Origin of the sequence: Sphingomonas natans (assembly GCF_030546695.1) — a bacterium.
Taxonomy (GTDB): domain Bacteria; phylum Pseudomonadota; class Alphaproteobacteria; order Sphingomonadales; family Sphingomonadaceae; genus Sphingomonas_I; species Sphingomonas_I natans.
Genome location: NZ_JAUOTP010000009.1, coordinates 78671 through 93454, shown reverse-complemented (window position 1 = coordinate 93454; position 14784 = coordinate 78671). Strand labels below are relative to the sequence as shown.

The 14784-nt window shown below is 61.4% G+C and carries 19 protein-coding genes; 7 read left to right on the top strand and 12 right to left on the bottom strand.

The window, feature by feature from the left end; all coding sequences use genetic code 11:
* Window positions 1–177 precede the first annotated feature (177 nt).
* The 3 genes from Q4F19_RS17380 to Q4F19_RS17370 all read left to right on the top strand — a co-directional run bounded on the left by Q4F19_RS17380 (window position 178) and on the right by Q4F19_RS17370 (window position 3569).
* Window positions 178–1677 (top strand): hypothetical protein, encoded by a 1500-nt coding sequence (locus tag Q4F19_RS17380; protein ID WP_303545238.1) that lies wholly within the window; start codon window positions 178–180, stop codon window positions 1675–1677.
* A gap of 273 nt (window positions 1678–1950) precedes the next feature.
* Window positions 1951–2976 carry a class 1 fructose-bisphosphatase gene (locus Q4F19_RS17375; protein WP_303545575.1) on the top strand — a complete coding sequence of 342 codons (1026 nt, stop codon included), beginning with the start codon at window positions 1951–1953 and terminating at the stop codon, window positions 2974–2976.
* Window positions 2977–3107: 131 nt separating this feature from the next.
* Window positions 3108–3569 (top strand): Ros/MucR family transcriptional regulator, encoded by a 462-nt coding sequence (locus Q4F19_RS17370; RefSeq protein ID WP_303545236.1) that lies wholly within the window; start codon window positions 3108–3110, stop codon window positions 3567–3569.
* An 838-nt stretch (window positions 3570–4407) separates the two neighbouring features.
* Here the strand turns inward: Q4F19_RS17370 and Q4F19_RS17365 are convergent.
* The 7 genes from Q4F19_RS17365 to Q4F19_RS21520 all read right to left on the bottom strand — a co-directional run bounded on the left by Q4F19_RS17365 (window position 4408) and on the right by Q4F19_RS21520 (window position 7451).
* Window positions 4408–4539, bottom strand: coding sequence for a hypothetical protein (locus Q4F19_RS17365; RefSeq protein WP_303545234.1), 132 nt, complete (start codon window positions 4537–4539; stop codon window positions 4408–4410).
* Between the two features lie 175 nt (window positions 4540–4714).
* Entirely contained in the window at window positions 4715–5167 is a 453-nt protein-coding gene (locus Q4F19_RS17360) for a helix-turn-helix domain-containing protein (protein ID WP_303545232.1), read from the bottom strand.
* Window positions 5127–5588, bottom strand: a complete 462-nt coding sequence (locus Q4F19_RS17355) for a hypothetical protein (RefSeq protein WP_303545230.1) — start codon at window positions 5586–5588, stop codon at window positions 5127–5129. Before Q4F19_RS17355 ends, Q4F19_RS17360 begins: the two co-directional genes overlap by 41 nt.
* A gap of 32 nt (window positions 5589–5620) precedes the next feature.
* Window positions 5621–6031: a hypothetical protein gene (locus tag Q4F19_RS17350; protein ID WP_303545227.1), complete on the bottom strand. Its 411-nt coding sequence runs from the start codon at window positions 6029–6031 to the stop codon at window positions 5621–5623.
* Window positions 6032–6057: 26 nt separating this feature from the next.
* Window positions 6058–6486, bottom strand: coding sequence for a helix-turn-helix domain-containing protein (locus tag Q4F19_RS17345; protein WP_303545223.1), 429 nt, complete (start codon window positions 6484–6486; stop codon window positions 6058–6060).
* A 169-nt stretch (window positions 6487–6655) separates the two neighbouring features.
* Window positions 6656–7135 carry a DUF2285 domain-containing protein gene (locus Q4F19_RS17340; RefSeq protein ID WP_303545221.1) on the bottom strand — a complete coding sequence of 160 codons (480 nt, stop codon included), beginning with the start codon at window positions 7133–7135 and terminating at the stop codon, window positions 6656–6658.
* A 7-nt stretch (window positions 7136–7142) separates the two neighbouring features.
* Window positions 7143–7451, bottom strand: a complete 309-nt coding sequence (locus tag Q4F19_RS21520; protein ID WP_431312423.1) for a transcriptional regulator domain-containing protein — start codon at window positions 7449–7451, stop codon at window positions 7143–7145.
* 212 nt (window positions 7452–7663) lie between these two features.
* On the opposite strand from Q4F19_RS21520, the gene Q4F19_RS17335 reads away from it, so the two are divergent.
* From Q4F19_RS17335 to Q4F19_RS17320, 4 genes are all read left to right on the top strand, one after another.
* Window positions 7664–8404, top strand: coding sequence for a helix-turn-helix transcriptional regulator (locus Q4F19_RS17335; protein WP_303545218.1), 741 nt, complete (start codon window positions 7664–7666; stop codon window positions 8402–8404).
* Between the two features lie 218 nt (window positions 8405–8622).
* Window positions 8623–9426 carry a phytanoyl-CoA dioxygenase family protein gene (locus tag Q4F19_RS17330; RefSeq protein WP_303545214.1) on the top strand — a complete coding sequence of 268 codons (804 nt, stop codon included), beginning with the start codon at window positions 8623–8625 and terminating at the stop codon, window positions 9424–9426.
* The gene (locus Q4F19_RS17325; RefSeq protein ID WP_303545211.1) at window positions 9423–10028 is read left to right on the top strand and encodes a GntR family transcriptional regulator; all 606 of its coding nucleotides are present in this window, start codon (window positions 9423–9425) and stop codon (window positions 10026–10028) included. Before Q4F19_RS17330 ends, Q4F19_RS17325 begins: the two co-directional genes overlap by 4 nt.
* A gap of 1163 nt (window positions 10029–11191) precedes the next feature.
* Window positions 11192–11437, top strand: a complete 246-nt coding sequence (locus tag Q4F19_RS17320) for a hypothetical protein (protein WP_303545208.1) — start codon at window positions 11192–11194, stop codon at window positions 11435–11437.
* A 268-nt stretch (window positions 11438–11705) separates the two neighbouring features.
* Here the strand turns inward: Q4F19_RS17320 and Q4F19_RS17315 are convergent, their stop codons facing one another.
* From Q4F19_RS17315 to Q4F19_RS17295, 5 genes are read right to left on the bottom strand one after another with little or no spacing between them, the layout of a single operon-like run.
* On the bottom strand, window positions 11706–12242 hold the full coding sequence (locus Q4F19_RS17315) for a hypothetical protein (RefSeq protein WP_303545205.1): 537 nt from the start codon (window positions 12240–12242) through the stop codon (window positions 11706–11708).
* On the bottom strand, window positions 12239–13213 hold the full coding sequence (locus Q4F19_RS17310) for a hypothetical protein (protein ID WP_303545202.1): 975 nt from the start codon (window positions 13211–13213) through the stop codon (window positions 12239–12241). The genes Q4F19_RS17315 and Q4F19_RS17310 overlap by 4 nt, the downstream gene beginning before the upstream one ends.
* A gap of 9 nt (window positions 13214–13222) precedes the next feature.
* Window positions 13223–13594 carry an SH3 domain-containing protein gene (locus Q4F19_RS17305; RefSeq protein ID WP_303545199.1) on the bottom strand — a complete coding sequence of 124 codons (372 nt, stop codon included), beginning with the start codon at window positions 13592–13594 and terminating at the stop codon, window positions 13223–13225.
* A gap of 1 nt (window position 13595) precedes the next feature.
* Window positions 13596–14297: an NlpC/P60 family protein gene (locus Q4F19_RS17300; RefSeq protein ID WP_303545197.1), complete on the bottom strand. Its 702-nt coding sequence runs from the start codon at window positions 14295–14297 to the stop codon at window positions 13596–13598.
* Complete coding sequence (locus tag Q4F19_RS17295) at window positions 14287–14682, bottom strand: hypothetical protein (protein ID WP_303545194.1); 396 nt, start codon at window positions 14680–14682, stop codon at window positions 14287–14289. The genes Q4F19_RS17300 and Q4F19_RS17295 overlap by 11 nt, the downstream gene beginning before the upstream one ends.
* Between the last annotated feature and the right edge of the window lie 102 nt (window positions 14683–14784).

Below are 14784 nucleotides of genomic sequence, written 5' to 3'. Positions count from 1 at the left end.
ATAAATAGAACGCCAGGTTCTCGTTTTGACGAAAAATCGGCAATCGATAGAGTTCTACGAAATGGCTGGATTTGAGCACCGGCCTGCTTCTCAGTAACTCATCTCGGGAAGCGCCATTCGTTGGGTCGCTACGGCTGCCGAAGATTGCGCGTTTCGGGAAGTTCTGGTGGCCATGCCATGACGATAACATCGGCGCGCAGCGGACTCTCCACCGCTCTCTATCTTGTCGCTATCGCCGCTTTCTTTGTCCGCGCTGCGCTCAGGCGCGGGCCTTGGCTCGATGAATTCTGGACTTTCTGGCTGACGGATCCGATGCGGCCGGCGCGCTCATTGATGAGCGAGCGCTGGATCCTGGATCAGCATCCCTTTCTGTTCAGCGCTATGGTTCGCCTCACGAGAGGCCTCGTCGGCGGCGAAATCGAATTGCAGCGTGTCGTGGTGAACGGGACGGGCCTCGCCCTCCTAATTTCCGCAACCCGCATTTTCATCAGAGCAACCCCTGATCGCGCCGCCTTCTTCAAAATATTCACTGCCATTCTGCTGACGCTTCCTTTGACGATGGAACAGTTTTGCGACCTTCGATCCTATTTCCTGGAGCTCGTCGCGACAGCGGTGTGGCTGCAATTCGCCTTCCATGCCGCGACACGCGACCCAGAGAGAGCGCTGGCGCGCCTCCCCCTAGCGACCGGGTGCGTGTCTGCCTTTTTCATGATCGCCCTGCATTTCGTTACCGGCCTGGAATGTCTCGTCTTGCTCGGCGTGGCGATCGTCGCCCTGCGGGGGCGCCACAGCGCAGAACTGGCGTGGATTGCGGGGGCCGGTGCCGCCGGCTGCCTTTTGTTATCGGCTTCAGCCGCCGTCCAGATGCCGCGCTGGCGCACGGAACTGGACTTTCGATGGATCATGACATCGCAGTCTGATCTGCTGCAGCTCTATAAAAACCTGTTGCTGGCGTCTGGTTGGGCAGCGGTTCCGGCGCTTGGCGCAGCGATTCTCGGACGCGCGGGCAGCGACACAGCGACCATCCGCTATCAAAAGCTGCTCATGATCGCGATTGTCGTAACAGGCGGGCTCTTGTTCCTTCTAAACCTGATCCAGCCGATCGCGGTCGCTCGCTATATGATACCGCTTTTCGTTGCTGCGTGCAGCGTCTTCGCAGCAGGCGCGGCGAGTGATTGGTCGAAAAGCGTGCCCTTCCGGGCTGTGATGATAGCTTGGTCGGTCATCGCATGCTGGGTCACGTCGAACGAGATCGCGGCACATGCTGGATGGTATGGCGGCGCGCGGGAAATCTCGCGGCTCGTCGCGCAATGCCCATCGAGCCGGGTCATTGCCGTCAATGCCTGGGCCTACAGCCCCCGCCCCGCGAGCCGCGCCGCTTCTCGCGAACAAGTCATCTTTGGCGCCGGCTACCGTAGGGCGGCACGAGGACTTGGTTTCGTGCCCGAGGTGATAGAACTGCCAAAAAGCCAGATATTGATGCCGCTTTTAATAGGATCCTGCCCGACGATCCTATGGGCCGAGCATATGTATTGGGCGGCGAAGAAAGGAAGCGAATTCACTGCAGTCGGACTTTCTGTGCCTCCGGACGTGGCCGTGACGCGTGATCTGGCGACCAAAGATAATCTGATCATGATTGTGAAGCGAAACCAACGCCTCGAAGCCGCAGCGCAGTGACACATTCAGACCTGGGCGTTTACAACCAGCGCAGTTTGGAAACGGTCCGGGGCTGCGATTAATGCGACGAACGTCGCCTGTCCTTGCTGGATCAGGGTTTAATAGCCGCTTGGACTTGGCACCATCGCGGGAGCGAGCCAGCTGCTAGTCATGATCGTCAAGGTTGAGCCGCCCAGTTGGGGCCGCCGCTCGTTGAGTGGCGCGAAGGCTGAACACTTGATACCGTCTTCGCGCCGCGCGCCATCGGCGTCCCGCGAGATGCGAGTGCACCAAATGAAACGCCTTACCCTCACCCGTTTTATGATCGAGGAGCAACGCCGCTCCGGGCTGTTGAGACCCGAGCTGCGATTGCTGATCGAAACCGTTGCGCGAGCTTGCAAGAGCATCAGCCACGCGGTTGGCAAAGGCGCGCTCGGAGAGGTGTTGGGAAACCTCGCCACTGAGAACGTACAGGGAGAGGTTCAGAAGAAACTGGACGTTATTGCCAACGAACTGCTGCTCGAAGCAAACGAGTGGGGCGGTCACCTCGCAGCGATGGCATCGGAGGAAATGGAAACCATCCATCGGATCCCGAGCCGCTATCCCAAAGGGGAATATTTGCTGCTGTTCGATCCAATCGACGGGTCGAGCAACATCGATGTCGATCTTTCAGTAGGCACCATCTTCTCGGTGCTCACGGCTCCAGCCGACGCTTCGGGCCGTGAAATCACGGAACAAGACTTCATGCAGCCCGGTAGCCGTCAGGTAGCGGCGGGCTACGCAATCTACGGGCCACAAACGCTGCTCGTGCTGACGTTGGGAACCGGAGTTTACGAGTTCACGCTCGATCGTGAAGTAGGCTCTTGGCAAATGACGGATGGGCCGATGAGGCTTTCCGAAGGGACGTGCGAATTTGCCATCAATATGGCACGTCATCAGCAATGGTCCCCGGCGATACGCCGCTACATCGACGAACGCCTTGCGGGCGAGGACGGTCCTTGCGGAAAGGACTACAACATGCGCTGGACGGCATCGATGGTGGCGGACGTGCACCGCATTCTAAAACGGGGCGGCATCTTCCTGTACCCCGCCGATCATCGGACGTCCGGTAAAGCCCGCTTGCGCCTGATGTACGAGGCGAATCCGATGGCGTTGCTCATCGAACAGGCAGGCGGCGCCGCCAATAATGGCCTTGAGCGCATCCTGGATGTGGAGCCTCAGGGCTTGCACGAGCGGGTCGGGGTAATCCTCGGCGACAAAAAAGAGGTCGAGGCGGTGGCCGCGTATGGCTTGGAACTTCGCGAAATTGCGCATAGCTGACCGTGGCGCGAGGCAATCTTGAATTCGGGGCTGGACTGATGTCTGAGCATGAATATGGCACCCCTGTTTAAGCGACAGCTATCCGCGCGCGACCATATCCAGTAAGGGTGCCTATCCTTGGGAGAAGTTAAGTGGCCGACGATACCGATTTGATTACTCTTACCGCCGATATTGTCTCAGCGCACGTGAGCAACAATAGTGTGCCTAGCGCAGAAATCGGCAATTTGATCGCGGCCGTTTACGCAGCGCTCGGCGCATTGGGCACGCCCGCTGCAACGGCCGAACCGGAAAAACCGAAGGGCGCGGTGTCAGCACGTTCCTCGATCAAGCCAAGTCATCTTATCAGCATGATCGACGGTAAGCCCTATAGGATGCTGCGCCGTCACATTGCCCTGCATGGTTACACGCCAGAGAGCTATCGCGAGACATTTGGCCTGGCGAGAGATTACCCGATGGTCGCCGCTGAGTATGCGGAAAGCCGCCGAGCGCTTGCGCATAAGATTGGCCTTGGGCGCAAGCCGAAGATAGAAGAGGTCGTGGTTCCCGTGAAGCGCGGCCGCAAGCCGAAAGCCACGGTGACCGCAGACGCTTGATCACTTGCCCGTTTATAGGCGCGGCGTCGCAAGAGCGCGCGCGGACGAGCGAGGCAGAAGTCGCATCGACATCACCTAAGGGAAAAGCGCCGTCGATCTTGCGATGGACGGTGCTTTCCACGTCGCCACGTCTGCATTGGCGGCACAGTCCTGGTGGTCGGCATCGGCCCGAAACCCGACATTGCTGTGAATCGACGTGGAATATTCGAAGCCGATAGGGGGCAACTTTCCGAGCCGGCTGACACTCGCCAACCCGTCGTCGCCTCACTCGAGGCGGGCATCGGCAATACGGTGCTGATGACAACCGGCCGACCGCTCGGCTCCGACCTTGTCTGACTCCCTCCACGTCCTGCTGCGCTCCACGACCGCAGATCATCGTTACCGAGCACGATGGTGGACTGGAGCTACGCCTGCTCGGCGTCGAACGTCCCACGCTCTCGCTGGGCCAATGGCGGGCCACCGCGGTCGCGCACTTCGCCGCGGCTAAGCTCGCGGCTTGGTAGCGCCGGCACCGGTATCTCCTGTGATTAATGCCAAGGCGTCATGCCGGAACAGATCGGCAAAGCTTGCGCCTGACGATAGCGGATAATGATCCCATATCGGCGGAGCGGAGCATCGAGACCCAAACAGTGATCCACTTACCGAACACTGTGCTTTCTGCTTGCTCTCGCTCACGGCCGGCTCCCTTGGCCGGAATGTCATTAATCGGAGCCGCCGAAATGGCGTCGATTTCGCTACCAGAATGGCAATGGCGGCGACGAAAATGCAAAACACTCTCGTGGTGCGGGCCCATCCGTTCGGATAGCTCCTGCCTCCCCAACTGCCTTGCGATCAAGAGTCAGGCCTGAAGCAACCTTCCGATGCAATAGGTGATGCCAGCGATCAGCGCTGTCTGGACGATCACATCGCGCCATTCTCGCGCGCTCATCGACCGGGCGCTGTTGAGGACGTCGGTGATTTGCTCTTTCACGCAGCTCGCTCCACTCTCACGAGGAAACAGACACCGATCTGCCGTTAATCAGCGGAGATGTCATTTCGCCGCGGCAGCCTTGAACAGGTCCCAGAATTGGCGCAGTTCCATTCCACCCATGTCGGAGATCGCAGCAAACTGCAAATCCCGACACCGCGAGCACCCTGCCGACGACCTATGCGGTGAGCGTGGTCAGCCGAGCCTGCAAGTGCATCAGGTGCCCCTTAATCGCCCCGTTCGCTCCTGGTGTGAGGCTTACATAGGCCCGGCGCCGGTCGTTCTTGTCCCGAGCGACGGATACGAGGCCAAGCGATTCCAGCCGCCGCAAATGCCGATGTGCGGTAGCAAGCGACGCGCCGGAGGCAATGCACGCGGTTGATACCATGGTGGTCTCCCCGCGTTCACCGCTGACGAACAGCCCGAGCAACATGGTCCAGGCAGGATTACTAATATTTCCGGCCTCATACAAACGGGCCCGGTTTCGATCCTCTTCGATCAGAATAGTCGCCACCGACGCAAGCGCCATCGAGCCGACTCCGCACGGTTCGAGATCTTGGCGAATTCTGTCCAGAAAGTAAGGCCAGCCATCACGCAGCGCCTTGCGCGGGCCCTCGTCCTGCCCGCTCACTGGCTGCGGCTCGACGGAGTTGATGGCGCCGCGCACCGATCATCACGAGCGCCATCATCGGGTACGACCAAAAACCCTGCATCAGGGCGTATCCAAACGGCAAGATGGTCGAGTCGATCCACAGCGCGGGGTGGGTGAGGACAGCCATAGTCTGAAGACTGGCCACGCTCATCGGCCAGAAACGGCGGCTGTAAAAAGCGAGTGTCAGGAGACAAACAAGCAGCCCGCAATCGACCGCGAGAATACCAAGCTGCGGCGCATGCCAATGGGTGTTGAACGCGCCACCGATGAGGGGTGTGAACAAAGCTGCAGCGCTCATCATGCCGACGGCCCAGCGCTCGGATGCGCCGCCGCGGCTCCATGCCCACCAAGCGAAAAACGCAAAGATGGCCCAGAAACCAAAATACAGGACGTACAACATGAGGAAGGATCAGCATCGCGGCACCGCCAGCGTCAACTGGAAGCAGCGAGCCTGACCGGCCCCGTCATACCATCTCCGCTTTGTGCCTCAGGCGTCAGGATATCGCCCTTCCACATGCCTCCGCCGAACGCGATCGCTTTGAGTCCGAGCCGGTCGCGCAGATCCGCGAGCAGCGCATGGACTTCGATGGTCTTGCCCATTCCGGCGACCAGATCGGCGTTGGCCTGGGACAGAACCGCGACCATGTCGTGCGTGACTGATGGCGAGATGTTCATCGGGCGACCGGCACGGATGATACTGGCCATCAGCTCGGCGTTAGCGGCGATGGCGCCGCTCAGGTCGATTTCGGCCGGGTTCAGGTTGCTCGTAATCGTGCGGATCGCGGCGAAATCGAGAATGGGTTTGGACATATCGTCTCCTTTCATGCCGACCAGAAGCGACATGATTGACGGCTTGCGACGAATGCGGGTTAGCCGTGGCGGCCGACGATTTGCCCAATGTCCCTCACCACGCCCGTAAGAGCGAACATGATTAGGCTGACGAGCAGACATCGGGTGACGATCACCACGATGCGATGGCTTAGGTTGAGATCATTGAACCGTCTCCTGCTCAGTTCCGGTATGAGCAGATCGACCAGAAACGGGACCTCCGGGGCAACCGGCAAACTTTGCTTAGTCAATTTTGCATAAGGCCCGAGCGCCTCGCGCCGCGCGAGCGCCATCGCTGCCTCACCCGGTGAGACGCCCAGCTTTCGCGCGGCGTTGGCGAGATGCGCATAGACAGTGCGTTCCGACAGGCTCAGGCGCACGGCGATCATCTTGGGCTTGAGCCCCATGGCTGACAGACGCAGAACTTCCAGTTCGCGATCGCTGAGCAGGTCGAAGCGGTCGGCGGCCATCAGCTATCGACCGACCTGCATTGCTCCTCGCGTGAGCGGCACAATCCCGCCTTGCTGCACTGCAATCGGCCTCCTCCTATACCGGCCAAGCGGGAAACCATCGCAGATATCCGTACTTTCTCAATGCATATCCGACCCATGAAAGATCGATGGCCTGGCCGCTGGATCGTCAGGGAGAAGGATCGCTGCGCCGCATTAAGGAACGGTATCCGCCACCCGCGAAATGTCTCGCCTCGCGAACCATTCTGCGAACGCGCGAGCGCAACGCGTCTGCAGACTGCCTCCATTCACGATCAATCCGCGATTCGCCGAAGAGTGCGCAGGCAATTTCATACTGGCTCGCGCCGTCCGCCAGCGCGTCGTGCGTGCGCAGGACGCTCAACCAGCGATCCATGCGTCGATCGGCCGGGAAGAGCGCTCGGCCGAATCGGCGGTACCGGCATAGATGGAGCAGGCGCCGCAGGGTTAGCAAAGGCGCAATCGCCGTCTCTACCCCAGCAACGTCATAATGGAGCATGACAGGCCCCTCGCCGAGCAATGAGCCTGCTGACACGTCGATACGAATGCGGCGCCATCCATCCGATAGCACTGCGTGCTCGCTCCCGGTCGTGTCGGTGATGATCGATAGCCACGGCGCCAGTTGCGCCAAGTGAATACTATCTGGTCCAGCTGCCCCGGCCGGATCGACGCGGACACGAAGCGTCCCGGGATCGAAATCCGCGTGCCAGATGATGCGGGCGTCGGGCGCTGCGACATCGGGTCGCTCCGCGAAAACAAAGCCCCCATCCGCCTGGATCGGGGGGATGGCTCGGGTGGCTCCCCGTTATCACGCTCGCTCGCGCGTGCCATGCGATATAATCGCGATCGCGCCGGAGCCACTCCCACATCAGCCCCGCGCGATCCACGCCGCGCAGTGATGAATAAGGGCGCGGATCACGCCAATCGGGATGCGGATCAGGGGCCATCAACAGAGTCCTGATCGGCAGGACTCGCCGCAAAAGTCATTCCAAAATGGAAACCTTGGAACGGAACATCGGAGCGAACGTCGGTCCGTCAGTCTTTGGTGCCAACCTGCCGGCTCCCGGGGTGAGAATCCGGCGGCGGGCCGAAGCTTAAGGAAGGGCGCATAGGGATTACCGGTGGCTTGAGACACCGCCCAGCTGCGCGATGCCGGCCGATGAGCGTGCTTGCCTGCCTGGACGAATTCGTGCGCCAAATGCGCGCGTTTGGTACGATCGACGAGCTGGCATCGGCGCTCGATCATGTCACGAACCTGTTGGGGTTCGACCATTATGAAGTGGCGGAGCATGCCAATCTGCGCGCGCGGCCAAGCCCGATCCGATTGCATTCTTATCCCGAAAACTTGGCACGGCGGTTCAAGGCGGAGCAACTCGGCGGCATCCACCCCATTCATCGCGCCAGCCGCCAGACTAGTGTCGGCTTCACCTGGGAGGAGGTTCGTCAGCTGATCGAGCTCACACAGCGCGAACGGCGCTTTCTTGCGGCCGCCGCTGATCATGGGATCGTCAGTGGTTTCACCGTGCCCGCGAACGTGCCCGGCGAAATTTGCGGGTCCTGCTCGTTCACCGGGCAAAGCCCCATCTCGACACCTGGCGTACGACCGGTCGCGCAGCTTGCCGGCGCGTTCGCTTTTGAGGCTGCGCGACGTTTGTGGCACGGGGCGCCACTTGTCGTGGGAGATGCGCGTCTGACCGATCGGGAACGGGACTGCGTCATCTGGGTCGGTCGCGACAAGAGTGATTGGGAGATTGCCACAATCTTGGGGATCAGCGCGGAGACGGTAGTCTGCCACGTCAAGAATGCTCGTCGGCGCTATCGCGTACACAAAAGGACATCGCTGATCGTCCGCACCCTCTTCGATGGGACGATCACCTTTCGCGATCTTTTGAAGTGGTGAAATCCCCAATCCTGGGGATGGCTCGCCAGCGCGATCCCGGCGATCCTCCGGCGAATTTACGCGGCGGGACGAGGAAGGAATGGCGCAAACATTTCAGCGGGATCAAGCCGACGATGATCGCACGACTTATCTGATCGGCGTCACCGCATATGTTGCCTGATCGCCTCGTTTGCCAGGCCACGTCCTCGTGCGACATTCTTCTCGCCGAAGGCTTTTGCGTGTCGAAGGGCGCCGCGGCGCCGACGCAGGTTTCTGCCTGGGACACGAGGTTCGCCGAAGCGTTCGCGACCATGCTTTTTTGTCAGGGGCGCTCGTACGGCCGTCGGATCAAATGCTTCGGGCGACTCCTCACATGGTCGGACGAGATAGCTCCATCCCTGCTTCACTCGCTCGTTCTCGCTATCACCGCGCGGGTTCCCGCTCCTTGCGGAAACGAGCTGCGGCTCAATTTGACGGAGGCAAGCGCGCTTCACCCCGGTGCCCCATCGCAGCTCCCACATCGCGATCAGGATATGGAGCAGGGCACGATCGGCCTGACCGAATATCTCGTCACCGTCATGTGGCCCTCTACCCCCTACAGCGCTGAAAACGGCGCAGCCGCGATCTATCCGCGCTCGCATGGGCTGCACTCCGCCCGCCTAGACGAGGAGCGCGTTCCAAACATTGCCGAACTTGAACCGGGCGATGCTCTGATCTTTCTTGGGTCGACGCTGCACGCCTTAAGCGATAATCGCGGCGACCAAGTGGATCGCGCTATGCTTGTCAGCTACTGCGTCGACTGGCTTCCGCTTTATGAAGATCGCCGCATCGCCGGTTCGCCCGCAATCGCCGACCGGTTCGCGCCCGAACTTGCGCGGCTTGCCGGCTATCGGTCGGGGCCCGGCACCTACCAAAGGCGATGGCTGCCCAGCCTATTGCAAGACGATAGCGGGCTATCCTCAATCGAGGCGACCGCCACGCTCCGCCCCGATCGGACGCAGCTGACCGACCACCATGGCAGAGACGATGGTGCGCGGCGATGAATGCCGGACCCACGTCCGAACGGGTGCTCGAAGCAATCCGGCGTGACGTGCTAGCGGGGACTTTCCGGCCTGGCGCGCGGCTTGACCCCGCTTGGTTTGCCGACGAACTGAACACCAGCGTGACTCCGGTCCGCGACGCGTTGCATGTCCTAGTGGGTCAAGGACTGGTCGAGGCGCGAACCAGCGACGGCTTCCACATACCTCACGTCAGCGAGGCAGATTTGCGTGACCTCTACGTTTGGAATGGTCAGCTGTTGCGGCTGATCATTCGCGCGTGGAAGTCGGAGCACGAGACAGACGCGCGCTCTGCAAGCTCGAATGGCCCCACTGATCGCGCCTCGCGCTTATTCAGTCGGATCGCGCACGGCTCACCCAATATCGAGCATTGGCATCAGCTTTCGAGAACGAGCGACCGGCTCGAGTCCTCCCGACGAGTGGAGGCTCAGATAGTGCGGGGGGTTGGCGAGGAGCTGGATCGCCTGGAGGCAATGCTCGACGCAGGCGATAGGAAGGCCCTCGGTAAAGCGGTAGACGCCTATCACGCCCGCCGCGCGAGCGCGGTTTCCGCAATTGTCCGCGCGCTCTATCGTCGGCCGAGATAGGTCTCTCGCGGTGACATGCTGGTGTGCGCTGACAGCGTCCGTACCAAGCAGGTTTGCCGCCGGGTGTACGCCACCCAATCAGCGACGATCTGAGCGCGGCCGCCCGGCGGCGGGCCATGGCATGCCCAGGCCGTTGGAAGCGGCCCGAAAGATAAATATCAGTGCCGACTGTCGAGCGGCAAGGCGCTCGTACAGAGTACCTCAATCGAGGCCGAGGAGCTTGCCCGCTTTTGCATCGGTCAAGCGTTGCAACGATCGGCCGCCATAAGCGCAAGTGAACACAGCAAATTAAGATCACGCGCTCACTCGGCGGTGTTGTCGCCGGACGGCGTTTCGGGGGGTGCCGTCGAACCCGCCATCCGGCGACGAGCCCTTGCAGGCCCAGGCCCTTGGGGATGGACCCAGAAGCAATTATCAAATCTGTCAGTCACGTCGCAATACGCTCCAAGGGCGTAACTCAACCGATCAGCACCATCATAGGAAATCTTGGTTCGGCCGGCACGCCTTCACACCGGATGCGGCGCGCTCTCCGCCCTATGGCTGGCCTGCACCCCCGCCGAACGTCTCGGGTACAAAAAAGGCTGATCTGATCCTCGTACGTGCAATACGCCATTATCGCCGGCACGAAAAAAGGGCAGCCTCGAAGGCGATCCCGAAAAAAGCTGGCAGAGGATGCCTGAAGGCCGTTGTTTAAGGGGCGTAGGGCCAATTGTTGCAACCATTTGAACGTCACAGCAGCGATTTTTTCGGTCAGCCCCGTAAGCCCGAGCGACGACGTCAGACCCGTTATATTCTGCGCTTTAGTTCAGCTCCGCGCGCGGAGCAGGCAGATCGGCAACATGGGCTTCCGCGCGGAATCACGAGAGGCAGCTGTCCGACAGATTGCGATCGTTCGATGGCACATCGCTGTTCGGCCGCAGACTGACCAAATCATGATCATGGCGGGCCGCGAAAGGGCTGGGGCCTGTACCGTCAGGTAGGTCTGTTGCGAGGCGCCTAGATCCGCCTGTCCACTCAGGGCACGCCAAATACGTATTAATTGACCGATATCCGTCGCATGGTCTGGCCGCTCTGGCGTTTGACGTCGCAACCATTGCCGACTGTCGGACGTAGACCAGTGCGATATGAGCGGCCATTGCTGCGAACTCGCATTGGGGTGGCGCGTGCAGGCTATCGAAACTGTGTTTGAGGGTGGCACCATCGACTTGAAAGACGGCGTCTTTACTCGCTGCGCCTTCAAGGACTGCCTGCTCCTCGCCGAAGGCGGAGGGTTCCTGTTCGTCGGATCGATCCGTTTTGTCGGGGCGATCCGGGTCCGGACGGGAAAGAATAAGTCGGCGCAGGGCCAGATACTGAGCGAGTGGCATCGAACCGCTGGCGAGGGAAGTCTAACCTTTGAAGATGGTTGATGCGAACGATGCGCTTCATTGCTCCACCGTCACCGCGGAAAAGCGCCAAGCTGTGGAGCGCTGACGAACAACAGACTCGACCTGTTCAGACGGAGACCATCAGCGCCGCCTTTGAGCATTCTCCGGCGGTCCGCCGCTTCTGGCACCGATGATACTCGCTCGGCATCACGCCGCGGGCCAACGATGGACAATCGTGAGTATGGACGTAAAGCTGCAGTACCTCCCCGATCGCAATCATCGTCAAAACCAGAAGATCCATTGCTGAACCTCACCCCGCACGTTGGCCGACCGCTTCACCGGCGGCCCCGACGAGAGCCTGGACGCGCTCGGCAAGTGCCAAAATGTCCCGCTGGATAGCAGCTTCGTCCGGATTGCCCGCGTCCAGCGATCTGGCAGCGACTTTTGCGGCGGCGACGGTCTCGGTCATGCGATCAATGAGGTCTCTGACCGGCGCAAGCCGCACGCGGCGTGCGACTTTTGCATTTCCGAACGCTTGTTGGTCAAGCGTCTCGCCGATAGCCTCGAGTTCTGTTGAATGGTCCGTCACCCTATTGACGGCTTGGCCGATCGCGATTGCGGCCATCTCTTCCTGAGTTTTTTCGGCAAGAAGATCGAGCTTCGCAATCGCTGCAAGCTCGGCCATATCGCCCGGATCATCAGGCCGGCTTTCGCTCACAAATGACGACAGTGCATCCGCGAGCTTGTCTGCCTGATCGCCATCTTTCTTTGCCCGCACAGCGTCGGCCTGGGCGAGCAGCTCCGCCAGCCGCGCACGACAGGCCTCGAAACCCCGGATCTCGCTCACAACGACCTCCATGTTTGGAGTACCTGCCTCAAATTGTCGGCAGCCGCGTCCAGCGCAGCGAACGTGATGGGCCGTCGATTTCGCACGCCGGCCGAGAGGCGAATATGGGCGGCGCTCCAAGCGGCGACTGCGTCGTCCGCCGCTGCGAAAACCATCAGTCCAGCCTTTCGCCGGGCGGCAAGGTTATCGGTTGCGGCCTGGTAGCGGGCAAGCCCGTTGGTTAGACCCGCGCGCGCCGCGCGAATAGCAGCGAGGCGCGCCTTGACGGGTGCGATACGGGCGCTGCGTTCGGGCGTCAGGACCGCGTCGTCCAGCAGTGCCTGTTGGTTCTTTTCCTCCCTTTCCATTGCCACGTCCTGGAGGAAGTAAAAGCCCAAGCCCGTATCGGCCTCGATCGTCCGCCGCTCAGCGTTGAACGCTCGCGTATAAGTCAGGCGAGCCGCCGCGATCTGACCGGACATGATCGTCTGGAGCCGGACGATCGCCGGGTCGGCTGCGTCGAGCGATCTTGCCAGCGAACGGGATGCGCGGATATTGGCAATCTGGGTATTGAGAAAAGTCGCCGTATCCGTGATCGCTCCGGCCACCGGACCGATTGTTACGCCGAGCGTCGTGGCCAGCGTAGAGACACTGTCTGCCACCGCGCGCGCACTGCCAGCACCGCTGTTTCCCGCATGCGTGATCGCCTCAAGCGACTCAGCATAGGCTACTGCCGCGTCCATCGAACGGAGCATGGTAGCCCAAGCCCCGCCAAAAGCCTCGCCGCTCTCGCGGACGGAACGTTGCGACTCGGCGTCGCGGAAGGTGTCAGCCGCTGTATCAATCTGCGCTTGAGCCAGCTCGCCAGCCGCAGCCGCAGCTTGCCGCACCCCTATAGTGGCAGACGTGTAGCCACTCGTGTCCGGCAGTGTCGCGCATGAGGCGGCAAACAACGGTACGAGGAGAGTGGCGGTGCGATACTTTCTCGGCAAAGCAGCCTCCTAACCGGCCACTAGCTTGACATAGCGGCCGTGCACCCAGCCGCTGCGGCAGGGGCCGGGATAAGCGGTGCGCCGCGGGCGTGGAGTGTAAACGGCACAGTCCGCATTTCCGTCACCATAGATGACGCCGAGCCACTGTCCGCGCTCTTCACAGACGGTCAACGGGCGTCCGATGCGAAGCTGGTCGAGCATGCGGAAGCGTGTGCCGGGGCCGTCGCGCACAGCCAGGAAGCTCCGCGAGCCGAGGTTGCCGACCTGGACCAGGCTGCCACATGCATCCTCGTGACCCGTGCCACCCACGCGCACCGGCACTCCGCCGTTCGCCGGGTTGGCCGGCGCGACCAAAGCAGCCCACATCGCCGCGGCCATCATCTCACGCCTCATTGTCGGACAGCGCGGATTGGCCTGCGGTGAGTTCGATAGGAACGCTGTCAAGCGTGGCGGCGCTGCTCGGCCAGCGGGCTGCGAGCAGCCGATCCTTTGCAATTCGGGCAATGCTGACGCTGTCCGACTGGTTGCCGCCCAGCACGTGATAGGCCTTACCGTCCTCGCCTGCGTAAAAGGCAACATGCCCCTGAAAACCGTCTTTGCTGCCACGCCAGAACACCATGACAGCGCCAAGTCGGGGCTGCGTCGAAGACCCAAATTTGGCCCAGTTGCGCGCTCCGAGTGGGTTGTTCGGCAGCGGCTCGCTCGTCAGCGTCGATCCGATGCAATGGGCGACGAACAAGCCACACCAAGGGATCGCGTCATTGCCATAGGCGACGTCAAGATCCTCCGCCCATTCGAGAATTTCGGGATTGCTGAACGAACCTGGCGTTTCCTTAGTGCCGAACTGTCGACGCGCCTCCTCAAACCAAACGAGGAGCGGCGCTGCGCCATCCAGGCTCCCGCCGCCGCCCAGCAAAGCGGCCGAAGATTTCGGGCCGAAGACGCCGTCCACCTCCAGCCCGTTCGCTTTTTGGAAAGCGCGCAGCGCGGCAATCGTCTTACGGCCCCAGTCGCCATCGACATCGCCCGGATCGAAGCCTTTGTCCTTCAGCGCCTGCTGAATTGCCTTGATCTTACTGCTCATCTTCACCTCCTGCCCGTTGACGACTCCAGCCTATGCGACTGCGAACCACGCTCACCGCCACGCGCTCGGCGAAGGGCGGAAGGCTCCTGCGCACGACCCAGCGGCCGCCGCCGGCGATGACGGTGGCCGCCGCGCTCCAGGCAAGCGGCGCGGCGTGCAGTCCCCCTGCCGTCCATCCCGCAACGACCAGGCCGCCCAAGCCAAGGTCGATTAGCCTCGCAACGCGGCAGGAAAGCCTGCCATAACCATCGGCCCCGATCCGGCGTACGGACTCGCCTGCGCGGCAGATCAGCGCCCTGCCAGCTGCCAGATCGCCGTCATCCGCCCCGAAGTCGCTGGGGACGCTCAGCACCATGTCGCCATCCGGTTGGACGAGGATCGCCAAGCCTCGCGCCGTCTTTCCCCGCGTGGCGAGCGGCTCGACCAAGCGCATCCCTCCCATTCGCCAAAAGGCGATTATCTCGCCGAATGACACTGCCGGGGCCGA